Below are 18,823 nucleotides of genomic sequence, written 5' to 3' on the forward strand. Positions count from 1 at the left end.
CGGTGAGAAGGTGCCGCCCGGCCGCCGACGCCGGCTCCACCGATGCCGCCCGGTGGCTGACCTTGGCCGTTCGGCGTCCGTTCTCTGGACCTTCGGCCCGGTCCGTGCCCCGAACGTGGGAGGATCGGGGACGGCGGGCCAGGGCCGCGCACCCGGTCACGCCGACGCCGTACGCGAGGATCACGCGTAGGCAGGGCAGTCGGGCGCGAGGATGAGGAGCACCGTTGAGCAGGTTGCGCTGGCTGACCGCGGGGGAGTCCCACGGCCCCGCACTCGTGGCGACGCTGGAGGGTCTTCCCGCCGGCGTCCCGATCACCACGGAGATGGTGGCGGACCACCTGGCACGGCGCCGACTCGGCTATGGACGCGGCGCCCGCATGAAGTTCGAGCGCGACGAGGTCACGTTCCTCGGCGGCGTCCGTCACGGCCTCACCCTCGGTTCGCCGGTCGCCATCATGGTCGGCAACACCGAGTGGCCCAAGTGGGAGCAGGTCATGGCGGCCGACCCCATCGACCCGGAGATCCTCGCCGGACTGGCCCGCAACGCCCCGCTGACCCGCCCGCGCCCCGGCCACGCCGACCTCGCGGGCATGCAGAAGTACGGCTTCGACGAGGCCCGCCCGATCCTGGAGCGCGCCTCCGCACGGGAGACCGCGGCGCGGGTCGCGCTGGGGGCGGTGGCCCGGTCGTACATCAAGGAGACGGCCGGCATCGAGATCGTCTCGCACGTGGTCGAACTGGCCTCCGCGAAGGCTCCGCGGGGCGTCCTGCCCACGCCGGCCGACGTCGAGAGGCTGGACGCCGACCCCGTGCGCTGCCTGGACGCGGACGCGTCGAAGGCGATGGTCGCCGAGATCGACCAGGCCCACAAGGACGGCGACACCCTGGGTGGTGTGGTCGAGATCCTGGCCTACGGCGTCCCCGTGGGCCTCGGCTCGCACGTCCACTGGGACCGCAAGCTGGACGCCCGCCTCGCCGGTGCCCTCATGGGCATCCAGGCCATCAAGGGCGTCGAGGTCGGCGACGGCTTCGAGCTGGCGCGGGTGCCCGGTTCGCAGGCGCACGACGAGATCGTGAAGACCGACGAGGGCATCCGGCGCGTTTCCGGCCGTTCCGGCGGCACCGAGGGCGGGCTCTCGACCGGTGAACTGCTGCGGGTACGCGCCGCGATGAAGCCCATCGCCACCGTGCCGCACGCCCTGCGGACCGTCGACGTGGTCACCGGTGAGGCCACGCAGGCCCACCACCAGCGCTCCGACGTCTCCGCGGTCCCGGCCGCCGGCATCGTCGCCGAGGCGATGGTCGCCCTCGTCCTCGCGGACGCGGTGGCGGAGAAGTTCGGTGGCGACTCGGTGCCCGAGACCCGCCGTAACGTCCGCTCGTACCTCGAAAACCTGGCCATCCGGTGAGCGCAGCACCCTTGGTCGTCCTGGTCGGCCCGATGGGTGTCGGCAAGTCGACGGTCGGACAGCAGCTGGCCGAGCGGCTCGGTGTCGGCTACCGCGACATCGACGACGACATCGTGGCCGCGGAGGGCCGCACCATCGCCGAGATCTTCGTCGACGAGGGCGAGCCCGTCTTCCGCGCCATCGAGAAGCGCGCCGTGCACCAGGCACTCGCCGGGCACGACGGTGTCCTCGCGCTGGGCGGCGGCTCGATCCTCGACGAGGACACGCGCGCGCTGCTCGCGACGCACCGGGTCGTCTACCTCTCCATGGACGTGGACGAGGCCGTCAAGCGCACCGGCCTCAACGTGGCCCGCCCGCTGCTCGCCATCAACCCGCGCAAGCAGTGGCGCGAACTGATGGAAGCCAGGCGCCACTTGTACGTCGAGGTCGCGCAGGCCGTCGTACCCACCGACGGCCGCGCCCCCGAAGAGGTCACCCAAGCCGTCCTGGACGCACTGGAGTTGAGGACCGTATCCCCCGGGGGACAACCCTCGGACCCCCGGCCGAAGGACGTCATGGCAAGCCAAGTTACGAGGATCCAGGTCGGCGGCACGGCGGGCAGCGACCCGTACGAGGTCCTGGTGGGCCGTCAACTCCTGGGCGAACTGGGCGGGTTGGTCGGCGAAAAGGCCAAGCGGGTCGCCGTCATCCATCCCGAGGCGCTCGCCGAGACCGGTGACGCGCTCCGCGCCGACCTGGCCGGGCAGGGCTTCGACGCCGTCGCCATCCAGGTGCCCAACGCGGAGGAGGCCAAGACCGCGGAGGTCGCCGCCTACTGCTGGAAGGCGCTGGGCCAGTCCGGGTTCACCCGCTCCGACGTCATCGTGGGCGTCGGCGGCGGCTCCACCACCGACCTGGCCGGATTCGTCGCCGCGACCTGGCTGCGCGGGGTCCGCTGGATCGCCGTCCCGACGACCGTGCTCGCCATGGTCGACGCGGCAGTCGGCGGCAAGACCGGTATCAACACCGCCGAGGGCAAGAACCTCGTCGGCTCCTTCCACCCGCCGGCCGGCGTGCTCTGCGACCTCGCCGCGCTGGACTCCCTCCCGGTCAACGACTACGTCTCAGGGCTCGCCGAGATCATCAAGGCCGGCTTCATCGCCGACCCGGTGATCCTCGAACTCATCGAGTCCGACCCGGAGTCCGCGCGCACCCCGGCGGGCCCGCACACCGCCGAGCTGATCGAACGCTCCATCAAGGTCAAGGCCGAGGTCGTCTCCGCCGACCTCAAGGAGTCGGGCCTGCGCGAGATCCTCAACTACGGCCACACCCTCGCCCACGCCATCGAGAAGAACGAGCGCTACAAGTGGCGGCACGGCGCCGCGGTGGCCGTAGGCATGCACTTCGCGGCCGAACTCGGCCGTCTCGCGGGCCGGTTGGACGACGCGACGGCCGACCGCCACCGCACGATCCTCGAATCCGTCGGCCTTCCGCTCAGCTACCGCTACGACCAGTGGCCCAAGCTCCTGGAGACCATGAAGGTCGACAAGAAGTCGCGCGGCGACCTGCTCCGCTTCATCGTCCTCGACGGCCTCGCCAAACCCACGGTCCTGGAGGGCCCCGACCCGGCCGTCCTCCTCGCCGCGTACGGCGAAGTGGGCGACTAAGTACCGCCAAGTCCCGTCCACCCGATTTGCCTTGCGGGGATGGGCACTTCGGCCCCTCCCCGGCCGTTCACCAAATGGCGGCCGGGGACGGTACCGTTCGGTAGGTAGCGGGGTTTCGGGCCCGCTGCCAGCGCCAATCGCCGTAAGAAATTGGAGTGGCACCGGATGCAGCACGCAGTGGGGTCTCCGCTGCCGCCGCCCCACCAGCCGGGGCAGGGACCGGCCGCCGGTTGGATGCCGACGGGACAGCACCCGGGCCCGCGTCCGGGCCCCGTGCCCCCACCACCACCGGCCCCGCCGATGCCGTACACGATCCCGCGCCACGCACCGGACACCACCGGCCATGTCCAGCTGCCGCCCGGCGGCCCCGTGGCCATGCCGAGCACACCCCCCGCGCAGGCCGCCCCCGACCCGGCCTCCACCACCCTCGCGGTGCTGCTCATCGGCCCCGCGGGCGCGGGCAAGACGAGCGTCGCCAAGTACTGGGCGGACCACCGCCGCGTCCCCACCGCACACATCAGCCTCGACGACGTCCGCGAATGGGTCCGCTCCGGCTTCGCCGACCCCCAGTCCGGCTGGAACGACCACTCCGAGGCCCAGTACCGCCTGGCCCGCCGCACCTGCGGCTTCGCCGCCCGCAACTTCCTCGCCAACGGCATCTCCTGCATCCTCGACGACGCGGTCTTCCCGGACCGCCCGGTCGTGGGCCTCGGCGGCTGGAAGCGCCACGTGGGCCCCGGCCTCCTCCCGGTGGTCCTGTTGCCCGGCCTGGAAATAGTCCTGGAGCGCAATGCCGAGCGCTCCGGCAACCGCCGCCTCACCGACGAGGAGGTCGCCCGCATCCACGGCCGCATGGCGGGCTGGTACGGCTCGGGCCTCCCGATCATCGACAACTCCCAGCTGGACGTGCAGCAGACGGCCCAGGTGCTCAATGACGTCCTGGCGAGGTCCATAGCAAGTCCGCCGAGCTGGTGACGAACGGCACGCGTGGCTTTTAGGGGCGCGGGGAACTGCGCGACCAGCCCCCACCGGCCCGCAGTCGAAACTCAGGGCCCGTCCCCCGAACGGCACCCTCCCAACCAGCACAATCCAGCCACCCCTCCTACGCTCATCTCATGTCAGAGGTCTACGCAGCCCGCAGAGCCAGGCTGAGGGAACGCGCCCAAGCCGGCGGCAGCCAGTCCACCCTGGTCACCCACCCGGCCAACGTGCGCTACTTGGCCGGTCCCGCCCCGCAGGACACCGTCCTGCTGCTGGGCAAGCGCGACGACATGCTGGTCTGCGCGAGCCCCCTGGACGAGCGTCCGGCAGAGGGGCGTCCCGACGAGACCCTGCGCGTCCACACCCTCCCCGGCCCCGGTGGCGACCCCGCCGTAGCGGCGGCCGACCTCGCGGCAGCGCACGGCGCCGAATCCATGGCCGTGGAAGAACACCACCTCACCGTGACCCGCCACCGAGCCCTCCGCTCGGTCGCCCCCGCGCTGCGTCTCACCGACATCGGCGGCGCGGCGGAGCAACTGCGGGTCATCAAGGACGAGGAGGAGATCTCCTGTCTGAGAATTGCCGCCGAGATCGCCGACCAGGCCCTCGGTGAGCTGCTGGAGTCGATCCTCGTCGGCCGCACCGAACGTCATCTCGCCCTCGAACTGGAGCGACGGCTCGTCGACCACGGCGCGGACGGTCCCGCCTTCGCCACATCCGTCGCGACCGGCCCGCACTCCGGCCGACGCGGTCACCGGCCGACCGACCGCCGGGTCGAGGAAGGAGATTTCCTTTCTGTCTGCCTCGGTGCCACCTATCGCGGATACCGCTGCGAGATCGGCCGTACGTTCGTCATCGGCACCTCTCCCGCCGACTGGCAGATCGAGCTGTACGACCTCGTCTTCGCCGCCCAGCGCGCCGCACGGGAGTCCCTGACCCCCGGCGCCGCCTACCGCGATGTGGACCGCGCGGCACGTCAGGTGCTGGACTCCGCGGGCTACTCGGAGGGCCTCGCACCCCTCACCGGCCACGGTGTCGGACTCGAAATCGACGAGGACCCGCAGCTGGCCCCCGCGGCCATGGGTAAACTGGACGCTTGCGTGCCGGTCACCGTCGAACCGGGGGTCCACCTCCCGGGCCGGGGCGGTGTCCGGATCGATGACACGCTCGTCGTACGCCCTGAGGCGGACGGCGGACCCGAGCTACTCACCATCACGACCAAGGAACTGCTCGCGCTCTAGCTTTTCGAGCCGTGCGCGGGCCCCGTGGTCGTCCACGTCAGTCCAGGAGATTCCGCAACCGTGGCTTCCACGAACGACCTCAAGAACGGCCTGGTGCTCAAGCTCGACGGGGGCCAGCTCTGGTCCGTCGTCGAGTTCCAGCACGTCAAGCCCGGCAAGGGCCCTGCCTTCGTGCGCACCAAGCTCAAGAACGTGCTCTCCGGCAAGGTCGTCGACAAGACGTTCAACGCCGGCGTCAAGGTCGAGACGGCCACTGTCGACAAGCGCGACATGCAGTTCTCGTACATGGACGGCGAGTACTTCGTCTTCATGGACATGGAGACCTACGACCAGCTCATGGTCGACCGCAAGGCCGTCGGCGACGCCGCCAACTTCCTGATCGAGGGCTTCACCGCCACGGTCGCGCAGCACGAGGGCGAGGTGCTCTTCGTCGAGCTGCCCGCGGCCGTCGAGCTGACGATCCAGGAGACCGAGCCCGGCGTCCAGGGCGACCGCTCCACCGGTGGCACCAAGCCCGCCACCCTGGAGACCGGCTACCAGATCCAGGTCCCGCTCTTCATCACCACCGGTGAGAAGATCAAGGTCGACACCCGCTCCAGCGACTACCTCGGCCGGGTGAACAGCTAACCGTGGCTGCTCGCAACACGGCCCGCAAGCGCGCCTTCCAGATCCTCTTCGAGGGCGACCAGCGCGGAGTCGGCGTCACCACGGTCCTCGCGGACTGGATCCGGCTCTCCCGGGACGACACCCGGCAGCCGCCGGTCAGCGAGTACACGATGGAGCTGGTCGAGGGGTACGCGCAGCACGCGCGCCGCATCGACGAGCTGATCGCGCAGTACTCGGTCGGCTGGACGCTGGACCGCATGCCCGTGGTGGACCGCAACATCCTGCGCCTCGGCGCCTACGAGCTGATCTGGGTCGACGAGACCCCGGACGCCGTCGTCCTCGACGAGATGGTGCAGCTGGCCAAGGAGTTCTCCACGGACGAGTCGCCCTCGTTCGTGAACGGCCTGCTGGGCCGCTTCAAGGAACTGAAGCCCTCGCTGCGCCGGGACGAGGCGTAAAGAGGTACGGCATCGCCAGGGGGCCCGCAGCGTGACTGCTGCGGGCCCCCTGGCGTACCGGTGCGTCCGCGACCCCTGAGGGCCGCAGAAAGCCGCCGGGGCGACCGGAACCGTGAAGTTCCGGCCACCCCGGCGGCACGTTTCTGCTGAGACGGGGAGCGGCTCAGTTCTCCTCGTGGGAGACCGCGCGACGCGCGTCCGCGTCCAGCACGCCCCAGCTGATCAGCTGCTCGGTGAGGACCGAGGGCGACTGGTCGTAGATGACGGCGAGTGTGCGCAGGTCGTCCTGGCGGATCGAGAGCACCTTGCCGTTGTAGTCGCCGCGCTGGGACTGGATCGTGGCGGCGTACCGCTGGAGCGGGCCGGCCTTCTCGGCGGGCACGTGGGCCAGCCGCTCCAGGTCCAGCACCAGCTTCGGCGGCGGCTCGGCGGCCCCGCCCGGCGTGGTGCCCGGCAGCAGCTCCTGCACCGGAACCCCGTAGAAGTCCGCCAGCTCGGCAAGGCGCTGCACGGTGACGGCACGGTCGCCGCGCTCGTACGACCCGACCACGACTGCCTTCCAGCGTCCCTGGGACTTCTCCTCGACACCGTGGAGGGAAAGGCCCTGCTGGGTGCGGATGGCCCGGAGCTTGGCCCCGAGCTGTTTGGCGTATTCGCTGGACATATAGCTCCCCGGACACTGTGTCTACGCGGCAACAGTGTTTCCGTGCCGCGCGGCTGGTAACTCACTGTGAGGTTACGCAGCGTTACACTTCCGCGTCAAGCCGAATGGTCCGCACCGGGTCTTCCGCGGTAGCGGTGGCTGATTACTCCATAGGGGTGATCAGGGGTGTCGTCCCGGCCTGCTAACGTGGATGGCGCAAATCCGACGTCCTTTAAGGTCCGTCCCGTGAGGCGGAGAAGGAGGTCCGTTTCTTATGGACACCCAGCAGGCTGATCAGTACGAGTCCGATGCCCGGCCGGTTCTCGAAGCCCCCGACATCGCGCGGGTCCTGACCCGCATCGCCCACGAGATCGTCGAGCGCGCCAAGGGCGCCGACGACGTGGTGCTCCTCGGCATTCCGACCCGGGGCGTCTTCCTCGCCCAGCGGCTCGCCGTCAAGCTGGAGGAGATCACCGACCGCAAGATCCCGGTCGGCTCCCTCGACATCACGATGTACCGCGACGACCTGCGCATGCACCCGCCGCGCGCGCTGGCCCGCACCGACATCCCCGGTGACGGCATCGACGGCCGTCTCGTCGTCCTCGTGGACGACGTGCTCTTCTCCGGCCGCACCATCCGCGCCGCCCTGGACGCCCTGAACGACATCGGGCGCCCCCGCGCGGTGCAGCTCGCGGTCCTGGTCGACAGAGGCCACCGCGAACTGCCCATCCGCGCCGACTACGTCGGCAAGAACCTCCCCACGTCGCTGCGGGAGACGGTCAAGGTCCAGCTCGCCGAGGAGGACGGTCGCGACACCGTGCTGCTCGGCGCCAAGCGGACCCCGTAGCGGGCAAAGGGGCGTACGCCGGTTCGGTGTGCCCCCGGCTGCCCGGAATCTCCCTCTTTCGCGAACTGCCTTACGGAGCCTGACAGATGCAGCGTCATCTCATCTCGGCCGCCGACCTCTCCCGCGACGACGCCGTCCTGATCCTCGACACCGCCGAGGAGATGGCCCGGGTCGCCGACCGGCCGATCAAGAAACTGCCGACCCTGCGCGGCCGTACCGTCGTCAACCTCTTCTTCGAGGACTCCACGCGCACGCGCATCTCCTTCGAAGCCGCCGAGAAGCGCCTCTCCGCCGACGTGATCAACTTCACCGCCAAGGGGTCGAGCGTCTCCAAGGGCGAGTCCCTGAAGGACACCGCGCAGACCCTGGAGGCCATGGGCGTCGACGCGGTCGTCATCCGGCACGGCGCCTCCGGAGCGCCCTACCGGCTCGCCACCTCCGGGTGGATCGACGCGGCCGTCATCAACGCCGGTGACGGCACCCACCAGCACCCGACGCAGGCCCTGCTCGACGCGTTCACCATGCGCCGCCGGCTCGTCGGCCGGGACGCCGGGATCGGGCAGGACCTGGCCGGCAAGCGGATCACGCTCGTCGGCGACATCCTGCACAGCCGCGTCGCCCGCTCGAACGTCGACCTGCTGCACACCCTCGGCGCCGAGGTCACCCTCGTCGCCCCGCCCACCCTGGTCCCGGTCGGCGTCGAGGCCTGGCCCTGCGAGGTGTCGTACGACCTCGACAGCACGCTCTCCAAGTCCGACGCGGTGATGCTCCTGCGCGTACAGCGCGAGCGCATGAACGCGGCCTTCTTCCCGACCGAGCGCGAGTACTCACGGCGTTACGGTCTCGACGGCGAGCGCATGGCGAAGATGCCCGAGCACGCGATCGTGATGCACCCGGGGCCGATGGTCCGGGGCATGGAGATCACCGCCGAGGTCGCCGACTCGGACCGCTGCACCGTCGTCGAGCAGGTCGCAAACGGAGTCTCCATCCGGATGGCCGTGCTCTATCTGCTTCTGGGCGGCAACGAACCCGCCGTCAGCCACGCCCGCATCGAGGAGAAGTAAGTCACATGAGCAAGATCCTGATCCGTGGTGCGAAGATCCTCGGCGGCGAGCCGCAGGACGTGCTGATCGACGGTTCCGAGATCGCGGCCGTCGGCAGTGGTCTGTCGGCCGAGGGCGCCGAGGTCGTCGAGGCCGACGGCAAGGTGTTGCTGCCCGGTCTCGTAGACCTGCACACCCACCTGCGCGAGCCCGGCCGCGAGGACTCCGAGACCGTCCTGACCGGCACGCGGGCCGCCGCCAGCGGCGGTTACACGGCCGTGTTCGCCATGGCCAACACCTTCCCCGTCGCCGACACCGCCGGAGTCGTCGAGCAGGTCTACCGGCTCGGCCAGGAGCACGGCTACTGCGATGTGCAGCCCATCGGCGCCGTCACCGTCGGCCTGGAGGGCAAGAAACTCGCCGAGCTGGGCGCCATGCACGAGTCGGCCGCAGGGGTCACCGTCTTCTCCGACGACGGCAAGTGCGTCGACGACGCGGTGATCATGCGCCGCGCGCTGGAGTACGTGAAGGCCTTCGGGGGAGTCGTCGCCCAGCACGCGCAGGAGCCGCGGCTGACCGAGGGCGCGCAGATGAACGAGGGCGTCGTCTCCGCCGAACTGGGGCTCGGGGGCTGGCCGGCGGTGGCCGAAGAATCGATCATCGCCCGGGATGTCCTGCTCGCCGAGCACGTCGGCTCCCGCGTCCACATCTGCCACCTCTCGACCGCCGGGTCCGTCGAGATCGTCCGCTGGGCCAAGTCCCGGGGCATCGACGTGACCGCCGAGGTCACCCCGCACCACCTCCTCCTCACGGATGAGCTGGTGCGCTCCTACAACCCGGTCTTCAAGGTCAACCCGCCCCTGCGCACCGAGCGCGATGTGCTGGCCCTGCGTGAGGCGCTCGCCGACGGCACGATCGACATCGTCGCCACCGACCACGCCCCGCACCCGCACGAGGACAAGGACTGCGAGTGGGCCGCCGCCGCCATGGGGATGGTCGGCCTGGAGACCGCGTTGTCAGTGGTGCAGGAGACCATGGTGGACACCGGGCTCCTCACTTGGGCCGGGGTCGCCGAGCGCATGTCCGTCAAGCCCGCCGAGATCGGGCGGGCGGTGGGGCACGGCCGTCCCGTCTCGGCTGGTGAGCCCGCCAACCTCACGCTCGTCGACACGGAATACCGTGGGTCGGTGGACCCCGCGGGCTTCGCTTCGCGCAGTCGCAACACCCCGTACGAGGGGCGTGAGCTGCCGGGTCGTGTGACGCACACCTGGCTCCGGGGCAAGGCCACGCTCGTCGACGGGAAGCTCACGTGACACCACTGCAACTGACCCACCTCGCGGCCGGGGAGAAGTCCGCCCCGGTGACCGACTGGGCCGCGCGTATCGGCTGGCTCGTCGGGCTCGCCCTGTTCATCGCGCTCGTCTACTGGCTGATGCGCGAGGGCTGGAAGTGGCGCGGCACGCTCCAGGGCGATGTCCCCGAGCTGCCCACGTCGCCGGAAGAGCCCGGCGAGGTGAAACTGACGATGAGCGGCCGCTACCACGGCTCCACCACCGCCGGGCAGTGGCTCGACCGCATCGTGGCGCACGGCCTGGGCACCCGCAGCCGGGTCGAGCTCACGCTGACGGACGCGGGACTGGACGTCGTACGGCCCGGAGCCAGCGACTTCTTCATCCCGGCCGGGGCGCTGCGCGAGGCCCTGCTCGGCAAGGGCATCGCCGGGAAGGTGCTCAGCGAGGGCGGTCTCCTGGTCGTGACGTGGGCGCACGGCGACCGGCTGATCGACTCCGGGTTCCGTTCGGACCACGCGGCCGAGCACACCGAGTGGGTCGACACCCTGAACAGCATGATCAACAAGAGTCTCGAAACGACCGACACGGAAGGCGCACGATGACCACCTCCACAAGGGGAGCCGCCAAGGTTCCCGCCGTACTCGTCCTGGAGGACGGCCGGATCTTCCGCGGCCGTGCCTACGGGTCCGTGGGGGTGACCTTCGGCGAGGCCGTGTTCTCCACCGGCATGACCGGCTACCAGGAGACCCTGACCGACCCGTCGTACCACCGCCAGGTCGTCGTGATGACCGCCCCGCACGTCGGCAACACCGGGGTCAACGACGAGGACCCCGAGTCGGCCCGCATCTGGGTCGCCGGTTACGTGGTGCGCGACCCCGCGCGCGTGCCGTCCAACTGGCGCTCCCGCCGCTCCCTCGACGAGGAGCTGCGCAACCAGGGTGTCGTCGGGATCTCCGGCATCGACACGCGCGCGTTGACCCGCCATCTGCGCGAGCGCGGCGCCATGCGCGTCGGCATCTTCTCCGGTACCACGCTGCCCGACGACGACGCCATGCTCGCCGAGGTGCGCGAGGCCCCCGAGATGACGGGCGCGAACCTGTCCGCGGAGGTCGCCACCAAGGAGACGTACGTCGTCCCCGCGATCGGTACGAAGAAGTTCACCGTCGCCGCCGTCGACCTCGGCATCAAGGGCATGACCCCGCACCGCATGGCCGAGCGCGGCATCGAGGTGCACGTCCTCCCGGCCACGGCGACCGCCGAGGACGTCTACGCGGTCCAGCCCGACGGTGTGTTCTTCTCCAACGGCCCGGGCGACCCCGCCACCGCCGACCACCCGGTCGCCGTCATGCGGGCCGTCCTGGAGCGCGGCACCCCGCTCTTCGGCATCTGCTTCGGCAACCAGATCCTCGGCCGCGCGCTCGGCTTCGGCACCTACAAGCTGAAGTACGGCCACCGGGGCATCAACCAGCCCGTCCAGGACCGTACGACGGGCAAGGTCGAGGTCACCGCGCACAACCACGGCTTCGCCGTCGACGCGCCCCTCGACAAGGTCTCCGAGACCCCCTACGGCCGCGCCGAGGTCTCCCACGTCTGCCTGAACGACCAGGTCGTCGAGGGGCTCCAGCTCCTGGACCGGCCGGCCTTCAGCGTCCAGTACCACCCCGAAGCGGCAGCGGGCCCGCACGACGCCGCCTACCTGTTCGACCGCTTCGTATCTCTCATGGAGGGCCAGCGTGCCTAAGCGCTCCGATATCCAGTCCGTCCTGGTCATCGGCTCCGGCCCGATCGTCATCGGCCAGGCCGCCGAGTTCGACTACTCCGGCACCCAGGCCTGCCGCATCCTGCGCGCCGAGGGCATCCGCGTCATCCTGGTCAACTCCAACCCGGCGACGATCATGACCGACCCGGAGATCGCCGACGCCACCTACGTGGAGCCGATCACCCCGGACTTCGTCGAGAAGATCATCGCCAAGGAGCGGCCGGACGCCCTGCTGCCCACCCTCGGTGGTCAGACGGCGCTCAACACCGCGATCTCGCTGCACGAGTCGGGCACCCTGGAGAAGTACGGCGTCGAGCTGATCGGCGCCAACGTCGAGGCCATCAACAAGGGCGAGGACCGCGACCTTTTCAAGGGCGTCGTCGAGGCCGTCCGCCGGAAGATCGGGCACGGCGAGTCCGCCCGCTCGGTGATCTGCCACTCCATGGACGACGTCATCGCGGGCGTCGAGACGCTCGGCGGCTACCCGGTCGTCGTCCGCCCCTCCTTCACCATGGGCGGCGCGGGCTCCGGCTTCGCGCACGACGAGGAGGAACTGCGCCGCATCGCCGGCCAGGGCCTCACCCTGTCTCCCACCACCGAGGTCCTCCTGGAGGAGTCCATCCTCGGCTGGAAGGAGTACGAGCTGGAGCTGATGCGCGACAAGAACGACAACGTCGTGGTCGTCTGCTCCATCGAGAACTTCGACCCCATGGGCGTGCACACCGGCGACTCGATCACCGTCGCCCCGGCGATGACGCTGACCGACCGCGAGTACCAGAACCTGCGGGACATCGGCATCGCGATCATCCGCGAGGTCGGCGTCGACACCGGCGGCTGCAACATCCAGTTCGCGATCGACCCGGTCGACGGCCGCGTCATCGTCATCGAGATGAACCCGCGCGTGTCCCGCTCCTCGGCGCTCGCCTCCAAGGCGACCGGCTTCCCCATCGCCAAGATCGCCGCCAAGCTGGCCGTCGGCTACACCCTCGACGAGATCCCGAACGACATCACGCGCGAGACCCCGGCCTCCTTCGAGCCGACCCTCGACTACGTGGTCGTGAAGGCGCCCCGTTTCGCCTTCGAGAAGTTCCCGTCGGCGGACTCGACATTGACGACCACCATGAAGTCGGTCGGCGAGGCCATGGCCATCGGCCGCAACTTCACCGAGGCCTTCCAGAAGGCGCTGCGCTCCCTGGAGAAGAAGGGCAGCCAGTTCACGTTCGTCGGCGAGCCCGGCGACAAGACCCAGCTCCTCGAAGAGGCCGTACGACCCACCGACGGCCGGATCAACACCGTCATGCAGGCCATCCGCGCGGGCGCCACCCAGGAGGAGGTCTTCGAGTACACGAAGATCGACCCCTGGTTCGTCGACCAGCTCTTCCTCATCAAGGAGATCGCCGACGAGCTGGCCGCCGCCGACAAGCTGGACCCGGAGCTGCTCGCCGAGGCCAAGCGGCACGGCTTCTCCGACCAGCAGATCGGCGAGATCCGCGGCCTGCGCGAGGACGTCGTCCGCGAGGTCCGGCACGCGCTCGGCATCCGCCCGGTCTACAAGACGGTCGACACCTGCGCCGCCGAGTTCGCCGCGAAGACGCCGTACTTCTACTCGTCCTACGACGAGGAGAACGAGGTCGCCCCGCGCGAGAAGCCCGCGGTCATCATCCTGGGGTCGGGCCCCAACCGCATCGGCCAGGGCATCGAGTTCGACTACTCCTGCGTCCACGCCTCCTTCGCGCTCAGCGACGCCGGCTACGAGACCGTGATGGTCAACTGCAACCCCGAGACCGTCTCCACGGACTACGACACCTCCGACCGCCTGTACTTCGAGCCGCTCACGCTCGAAGACGTGCTGGAGATCGTCCACGCGGAGCAGCAGGCGGGCCCGGTCGCGGGCGTGATCGTGCAGCTCGGCGGCCAGACCCCGCTCGGTCTCGCCCAGGCCCTCAAGGACAACGGCGTCCCGATCGTCGGCACGCCCCCGGAGGCGATCCACGCCGCCGAGGACCGCGGCGCCTTCGGCCAGGTCCTCGCCGAGGCGGGCCTCCCGGCCCCCAAGCACGGCACGGCGACCACCTTCGTGGGCGCCAAGGCCATCGCCGACGAGATCGGCTACCCGGTCCTCGTCCGCCCGTCCTACGTCCTCGGCGGACGCGGCATGGAGATCGTCTACGACGAGACCCGCCTGGAGTCGTACATCGCCGAGTCGACCGAGATCAGCCCGTCCCGGCCGGTCCTGGTCGACCGCTTCCTGGACGACGCGATCGAGATCGACGTGGACGCGCTCTACGACGGCCAGGAGCTGTACCTCGGCGGTGTCATGGAGCACATCGAGGAGGCCGGCATCCACTCCGGCGACTCGGCGTGCGCCCTGCCGCCGATCACCCTGGGCGGCTTCGACATCAAGCGCCTGCGGACGTCGACCGAGGCCATCGCCAAGGGAGTCGGGGTCCGCGGACTGATCAACATCCAGTTCGCGCTGGCCGGCGACATCCTCTACGTCCTGGAGGCCAACCCGCGCGCGTCCCGTACGGTCCCCTTCACCTCGAAGGCGACCGCGGTGCCGCTCGCGAAGGCCGCCGCGCGCATCTCCCTGGGCGCGACCGTCGCCGAACTCCGTGCCGAGGGGCTGCTCCCGGCCCACGGCGACGGCGGCGAACTCCCGCTGGACGCGCCGATCTCCGTCAAGGAGGCCGTCATGCCGTGGTCGCGCTTCCGCGACATCCACGGGCGTGGCGTCGACACCGTCCTCGGCCCGGAGATGCGCTCCACCGGCGAGGTCATGGGCATCGACTCCGTCTTCGGCACGGCGTACGCCAAGTCGCAGGCGGGCGCCTACGGCCCGCTGCCCACCAAGGGCCGCGCGTTCATCTCGGTCGCCAACCGCGACAAGCGCTCGATGATCTTCCCGGCCCGCGAACTGGTCGCCCACGGCTTCGAGTTGCTCGCCACCTCCGGCACCGCCGAGGTCCTCAAGCGCAACGGCCTGAACGCGACGGTCGTCCGCAAGCAGTCCGAGGGCGTCGGCCCGAACGGCGAGAAGACCATCGTCCAGCTCATCCACGACGGCGAGGTCGACCTCATCGTCAACACCCCGTACGGCACCGGAGGCCGCCTCGACGGCTACGAGATCCGTACGGCGGCCGTGGCCCGGTCCGTCCCGTGCCTCACGACGGTCCAGGCGCTCGCCGCCGCCGTCCAGGGCATCGACGCCCTCAACCGCGGTGACGTGGGCGTGCGTTCACTCCAGGAACACGCAGAACACCTGACCGCGGCCCGCGACTAGCGCCGAAGAGGGGGACACCGGAAACGGTGTCCCCCTCTTCATGAGGACACCATGTACAAGATCTTCTTCAACCTCGTCTTCAAACGGATGGACCCCGAGCAGGCCCACCACCTCGCCTTCCGCTGGATCCGGCTGGCCGTCCGCATCCCCGTACTGCGCACGTTCGTCGCCGCCGCCCTCGCGCCCCGGTTCGAGGAGCTGCGGACGGAGGCCTTCGGGCTGCGGATGCACGGCCCGTTCGGGCTCGCGGCCGGCTTCGACAAGAACGCGGTCGCGATCGACGGCATGTCGATGCTCGGCTTCGATCACATCGAGATCGGCACGGTCACCGGCGAGCCGCAGCCAGGCAACCCCAAGAAGCGGCTGTTCCGCCTTGTGCCGGACCGCGCGCTGATCAACCGCATGGGCTTCAACAACGAGGGCTCCGCGGCCGTGGCGGCCCGACTGGCGGCCCGTGAGGCGGTCTTCAGGACCGTCGTCGGCGTCAACATCGGCAAGACCAAGGTCGTGCCCGAGGAGGAGGCCGTCGGCGACTACGTGAAGTCGACCGAGCGACTCGCCCGGCACGCCGACTATCTCGTCGTCAACGTGTCGTCGCCCAACACGCCCGGGCTGCGCAACCTCCAGGCGACCGAGGCACTGCGCCCGCTGCTCACCGCCGTCCGCGAGGCCGCCGACCGCGCGGTGACCGACCGCCGCGTCCCGCTCCTGGTGAAGATCGCGCCGGACCTCGCGGACGAGGACGTGGACGCGGTCGCCGACCTCGCCGTGGAACTCGGCCTGGACGGCATCATCGCCACGAACACGACCATCGCGCGCGAGGGCCTCGGTTTGGAATCCGAACCCTCCCTCGTCAAGGAGACCGGCGGACTCTCCGGACCACCGCTGAAGGCTCGTTCCCTGGAGGTACTGCGCCGCCTGTACGCGCGCGTGGGCGACCGCATCACCCTGGTTGGCGTCGGCGGCATCGAGGACGCCGAGGACGTCTGGCAGCGCATCCTCGCCGGTGCCACGCTCGTGCAGGGCTACAGCGCCTTCATCTACGAAGGGCCCTTCTGGGGCCGTGCCATCCACAAGGGCCTCGCCGCACGCCTGCGCACGAGCCCGTACGCCACCCTCGCCGACGCGGTCGGCGCCGACGTAAGGAAGCAGCCGGTATGAGCCCCCTGGAACCCTTCGGCGCACGTCTCCGCTCGGCCATGGACGAGCGCGGCCCGCTCTGCGTCGGCATCGACCCGCACGCCTCGCTGCTCACCGAGTGGCGCCTCAACGACGACATCGCGGGCCTTGAGCGGTTCAGCCGCACGGTCGTCGAGGCGCTCGCCGACCGGGTCGCCGTCCTCAAGCCGCAGAGCGCCTTCTTCGAGCGCTTCGGCTCGCGCGGGATCGCCGTCCTGGAGAAGTCCGTCGAGGAGGCGCGGGCGGCCGGCGCGCTGGTCGTCATGGACGCCAAGCGCGGCGACATCGGCTCGACCATGGCCGCGTACGCCGAGTCCTTCCTCCGGAAGGACTCCCCGCTGTTCTCCGACGCGCTGACCGTCTCCCCGTATCTCGGCTACGGCTCGCTCGCCCCGGCGGTCGAACTGGCCCGTGAGAGCGGCGCGGGCCTCTTCGTGCTCGCGCTGACCTCCAACCCGGAGGGCGGCGAGGTGCAGCACGCGGTCCGCGCGGACGGACGGAACGTCGGAGCGACCATGCTGGCCCACCTGGCCGCCGAGAACGCGGGGGAGGCGCCCCTGGGTTCTTTCGGGGCCGTCGTCGGCGCCACCCTGGGCGACCTGTCGTCGTACGACCTCGCCGTCAACGGTCCGATTCTCGCGCCCGGTATCGGCGCCCAGGGGGCGACTCCGGCCGACCTTCCCGGGGTTTTCGGGTCGGTGCTGCGCAACGTGGTCCCGAACGTGAGCCGAGGTGTTCTACGTCACGGTCCCGATGTCGGAGCGCTCCGAACGGCCTCGGATCGCTTCGCGGAGGAGATCCGCGTCGCCTTTGCGACCGTCTGAGGTGTTCGAACGGGTCGATCGAGTCCTCCGATGAGTGGCTCGACGGCCGACTCCGGAGTGACTTGAGTCTGAATACATCCTCAAATCCGGGGCGTTATGTCGGAAATGTCCGGCCTGGCGCAGGCTGACCAGGACTTTTCCTCTGTTCTCGCTGACTCTGGCGCCCTTGGCCGCTAGTCTCCGAGCAGAGTCCACGGGCAAGCGTGTTGCTCGTAGCTCCCCAGGTGTGGGGCGACTAGGTTCCTCACCGGTCCGTATCCGACAGTTCGACATCCGAGGTGACGTAGGCGTGGCTCTTCCGCCCCTTACCCCTGAACAGCGCGCAGCCGCGCTCGAAAAGGCCGCCGCGGCTCGCCGGGAGCGGGCCGAGGTCAAGAATCGACTCAAGCACTCCGGCGCCTCCCTGCATGACGTCATCAAGCAGGGCCAGGAGAACGACGTCATCGGCAAGATGAAGGTCTCCGCGCTGCTTGAGTCCCTGCCTGGCGTGGGCAAGGTCCGCGCCAAGCAGATCATGGAGCGACTCGGCATCTCCGAGAGCCGCCGAGTGCGTGGCCTCGGCTCCAACCAGATCGCGTCCCTGGAGCGTGAGTTCGGCAGCACCGGCTCGTGAGTCCCGGGCACCCCGGGATTGCTGGAATAATCGCTGCATGAGTGAACGTCCGCGGCTGACCGTGCTCTCCGGCCCCTCAGGGGTCGGTAAGAGCACGGTCGTCGCCCATATGCGCAAGGAACACCCCGAGGTCTGGCTCTCGGTGTCGGCGACGACCCGCAAGCCCCGCCCCGGTGAGAAGCACGGGGTCCACTACTTCTTCGTCAGCGACGATGAGATGGACAAGCTGATCGCCAACGGCGAGCTGCTGGAGTGGGCGGAGTTCGCGGGCAACCGCTACGGCACACCGCGTACGGCCGTGCTGGAGCACCTGGAGTCCGGTGTGCCGGTGCTGCTGGAGATCGACCTCCAGGGCGCCCGGCAGGTCCGCGAGTCCATGTCCGAGGCCCACTCGGTGTTCCTGGCTCCCCCCTCCTGGGAGGAGCTGGTGCGCAGACTCACCGGACGGGGCACCGAGCCGCCCGAGGTGATCGAGCGCCGCCTGGACGCGGCGAAGGTCGAACTGGCGGCGGAACCCGAGTTCGACGCGACCCTGGTCAACACCTCCGTCGAGGACGTAGCGCGCGAGCTGCTAGCCTTGATGGAAGTTGTGTGATCGTTTTTCCGATCTCATCCCATCTTTCGGAAGGCAGAGCGTGTCCTCTTCCATCACCGCTCCCGAGGGCATCATCAACCCTCCGATCGACGAGCTTCTTGAGGCCACCGATTCGAAGTACAGCCTCGTGATCTACGCCGCCAAGCGTGCCCGTCAGATCAACGCGTACTACTCGCAGCTCGGCGAGGGCCTGCTGGAGTACGTCGGTCCGCTCGTCGACACCCACGTCCACGAGAAGCCGCTCTCCATCGCCCTGCGCGAGATCAACGCGGGTCTGCTCACCTCCGAGGCCGTCGAGGGCCCCGCGACCTGAGCCGCAGCAGCTTTATCCACAGGCCCGGCAGCGACTGTCGGGCCTGTGGTGTGTCATGGAGTCGTACGGTTCGCACGCGTCGGACGCAGGT

The 18,823-nt window shown here is 69.9% G+C and carries 18 protein-coding genes; 17 read left to right on the top strand and 1 reads right to left on the bottom strand.

Annotation, left to right across the window (positions count from 1 at the left end; all coding sequences use genetic code 11):
* The first annotated feature begins 224 nt into the window (after positions 1-224).
* The 6 genes from aroC (at position 225) to nusB (ending at position 6,341) form a co-directional block, all read left to right on the top strand.
* Positions 225-1,409: a chorismate synthase gene (gene aroC / locus ACWIHT_RS27375; protein WP_456170905.1), complete on the top strand. Its 1,185-nt coding sequence runs from the start codon at positions 225-227 to the stop codon at positions 1,407-1,409.
* Positions 1,410-1,441: 32 nt separating this feature from the next.
* Positions 1,442-3,055, top strand: a complete 1,614-nt coding sequence (aroB, locus tag ACWIHT_RS27380; protein WP_456171044.1) for a 3-dehydroquinate synthase — start codon at positions 1,442-1,444, stop codon at positions 3,053-3,055.
* 165 nt (positions 3,056-3,220) lie between these two features.
* On the top strand, positions 3,221-4,030 hold the full coding sequence (locus ACWIHT_RS27385) for a Pro-rich N-terminal domain-containing protein (RefSeq protein ID WP_456170907.1): 810 nt from the start codon (positions 3,221-3,223) through the stop codon (positions 4,028-4,030).
* A 140-nt stretch (positions 4,031-4,170) separates the two neighbouring features.
* Positions 4,171-5,277 carry a M24 family metallopeptidase gene (locus tag ACWIHT_RS27390; protein ID WP_456170908.1) on the top strand — a complete coding sequence of 369 codons (1,107 nt, stop codon included), beginning with the start codon at positions 4,171-4,173 and terminating at the stop codon, positions 5,275-5,277.
* 60 nt (positions 5,278-5,337) lie between these two features.
* Complete coding sequence (gene efp, locus ACWIHT_RS27395; RefSeq protein WP_043683951.1) at positions 5,338-5,904, top strand: elongation factor P; 567 nt, start codon at positions 5,338-5,340, stop codon at positions 5,902-5,904.
* 2 nt (positions 5,905-5,906) lie between these two features.
* Complete coding sequence (gene nusB / locus ACWIHT_RS27400) at positions 5,907-6,341, top strand: transcription antitermination factor NusB (protein ID WP_456170909.1); 435 nt, start codon at positions 5,907-5,909, stop codon at positions 6,339-6,341.
* A gap of 163 nt (positions 6,342-6,504) precedes the next feature.
* Here nusB and bldD read toward each other — a convergent pair whose 3' ends face one another.
* Positions 6,505-7,005: a transcriptional regulator BldD gene (bldD, locus tag ACWIHT_RS27405; protein ID WP_019059743.1), complete on the bottom strand. Its 501-nt coding sequence runs from the start codon at positions 7,003-7,005 to the stop codon at positions 6,505-6,507.
* A gap of 253 nt (positions 7,006-7,258) precedes the next feature.
* On the opposite strand from bldD, the gene pyrR reads away from it, so the two are divergent.
* The 11 genes from pyrR (at position 7,259) to rpoZ (ending at position 18,732) form a co-directional block, all read left to right on the top strand.
* On the top strand, positions 7,259-7,831 hold the full coding sequence (pyrR, locus tag ACWIHT_RS27410) for a bifunctional pyr operon transcriptional regulator/uracil phosphoribosyltransferase PyrR (protein ID WP_456170910.1): 573 nt from the start codon (positions 7,259-7,261) through the stop codon (positions 7,829-7,831).
* Positions 7,832-7,917: 86 nt separating this feature from the next.
* Positions 7,918-8,895 (top strand): aspartate carbamoyltransferase catalytic subunit, encoded by a 978-nt coding sequence (locus ACWIHT_RS27415; RefSeq protein ID WP_456170911.1) that lies wholly within the window; start codon positions 7,918-7,920, stop codon positions 8,893-8,895.
* Positions 8,896-8,900: 5 nt separating this feature from the next.
* The gene (locus tag ACWIHT_RS27420) at positions 8,901-10,187 is read left to right on the top strand and encodes a dihydroorotase (protein WP_456170912.1); all 1,287 of its coding nucleotides are present in this window, start codon (positions 8,901-8,903) and stop codon (positions 10,185-10,187) included.
* A complete protein-coding gene (locus ACWIHT_RS27425; protein WP_456170913.1) occupies positions 10,184-10,768 on the top strand; it encodes a PH-like domain-containing protein in 585 nt (194 codons plus the stop codon). Before ACWIHT_RS27420 ends, ACWIHT_RS27425 begins: the two co-directional genes overlap by 4 nt.
* Positions 10,765-11,907, top strand: coding sequence for a glutamine-hydrolyzing carbamoyl-phosphate synthase small subunit (carA, locus tag ACWIHT_RS27430; RefSeq protein WP_456170915.1), 1,143 nt, complete (start codon positions 10,765-10,767; stop codon positions 11,905-11,907). Before ACWIHT_RS27425 ends, carA begins: the two co-directional genes overlap by 4 nt.
* Positions 11,900-15,208 carry a carbamoyl-phosphate synthase large subunit gene (carB, locus tag ACWIHT_RS27435; protein ID WP_456170916.1) on the top strand — a complete coding sequence of 1,103 codons (3,309 nt, stop codon included), beginning with the start codon at positions 11,900-11,902 and terminating at the stop codon, positions 15,206-15,208. Before carA ends, carB begins: the two co-directional genes overlap by 8 nt.
* 51 nt (positions 15,209-15,259) lie before the next feature.
* Entirely contained in the window at positions 15,260-16,369 is a 1,110-nt protein-coding gene (locus ACWIHT_RS27440) for a quinone-dependent dihydroorotate dehydrogenase (RefSeq protein ID WP_456170917.1), read from the top strand.
* Positions 16,366-17,211, top strand: coding sequence for an orotidine-5'-phosphate decarboxylase (pyrF, locus tag ACWIHT_RS27445; RefSeq protein ID WP_456170919.1), 846 nt, complete (start codon positions 16,366-16,368; stop codon positions 17,209-17,211). Before ACWIHT_RS27440 ends, pyrF begins: the two co-directional genes overlap by 4 nt.
* A gap of 289 nt (positions 17,212-17,500) precedes the next feature.
* The gene (locus ACWIHT_RS27450; protein WP_019059734.1) at positions 17,501-17,824 is read left to right on the top strand and encodes an integration host factor; all 324 of its coding nucleotides are present in this window, start codon (positions 17,501-17,503) and stop codon (positions 17,822-17,824) included.
* Between the two features lie 37 nt (positions 17,825-17,861).
* The gene (gene gmk, locus ACWIHT_RS27455; protein WP_399122283.1) at positions 17,862-18,419 is read left to right on the top strand and encodes a guanylate kinase; all 558 of its coding nucleotides are present in this window, start codon (positions 17,862-17,864) and stop codon (positions 18,417-18,419) included.
* A 40-nt stretch (positions 18,420-18,459) separates the two neighbouring features.
* A complete protein-coding gene (gene rpoZ / locus ACWIHT_RS27460) occupies positions 18,460-18,732 on the top strand; it encodes a DNA-directed RNA polymerase subunit omega (RefSeq protein WP_019059732.1) in 273 nt (90 codons plus the stop codon).
* Positions 18,733-18,823: the final 91 nt, after the last annotated feature.

The sequence above is a fragment of the Streptomyces sp. NPDC002276 genome, assembly GCF_053891435.1.

What these genes read in the sequence shown, in the direction of transcription:
- ACWIHT_RS27440 (WP_456170917.1), top strand. Translation starts at nt 15,260, where the DNA reads ATGTACAAGATCTTCTTCAACCTCGTCTTCAAACGGATGGACCCCGAG.
- ACWIHT_RS27385 (WP_456170907.1), top strand. Translation starts at nt 3,221, where the DNA reads ATGCAGCACGCAGTGGGGTCTCCGCTGCCGCCGCCCCACCAGCCGGGG.
- ACWIHT_RS27390 (WP_456170908.1), top strand. Translation starts at nt 4,171, where the DNA reads ATGTCAGAGGTCTACGCAGCCCGCAGAGCCAGGCTGAGGGAACGCGCC.
- carA (WP_456170915.1), top strand. Translation starts at nt 10,765, where the DNA reads ATGACCACCTCCACAAGGGGAGCCGCCAAGGTTCCCGCCGTACTCGTC.
- pyrF (WP_456170919.1), top strand. Translation starts at nt 16,366, where the DNA reads ATGAGCCCCCTGGAACCCTTCGGCGCACGTCTCCGCTCGGCCATGGAC.
- ACWIHT_RS27420 (WP_456170912.1), top strand. Translation starts at nt 8,901, where the DNA reads ATGAGCAAGATCCTGATCCGTGGTGCGAAGATCCTCGGCGGCGAGCCG.
- aroB (WP_456171044.1), top strand. Translation starts at nt 1,442, where the DNA reads ATGGGTGTCGGCAAGTCGACGGTCGGACAGCAGCTGGCCGAGCGGCTC.
- gmk (WP_399122283.1), top strand. Translation starts at nt 17,862, where the DNA reads ATGAGTGAACGTCCGCGGCTGACCGTGCTCTCCGGCCCCTCAGGGGTC.
- pyrR (WP_456170910.1), top strand. Translation starts at nt 7,259, where the DNA reads ATGGACACCCAGCAGGCTGATCAGTACGAGTCCGATGCCCGGCCGGTT.
- ACWIHT_RS27415 (WP_456170911.1), top strand. Translation starts at nt 7,918, where the DNA reads ATGCAGCGTCATCTCATCTCGGCCGCCGACCTCTCCCGCGACGACGCC.
- bldD (WP_019059743.1), bottom strand. Translation starts at nt 7,005, where the DNA reads ATGTCCAGCGAATACGCCAAACAGCTCGGGGCCAAGCTCCGGGCCATC.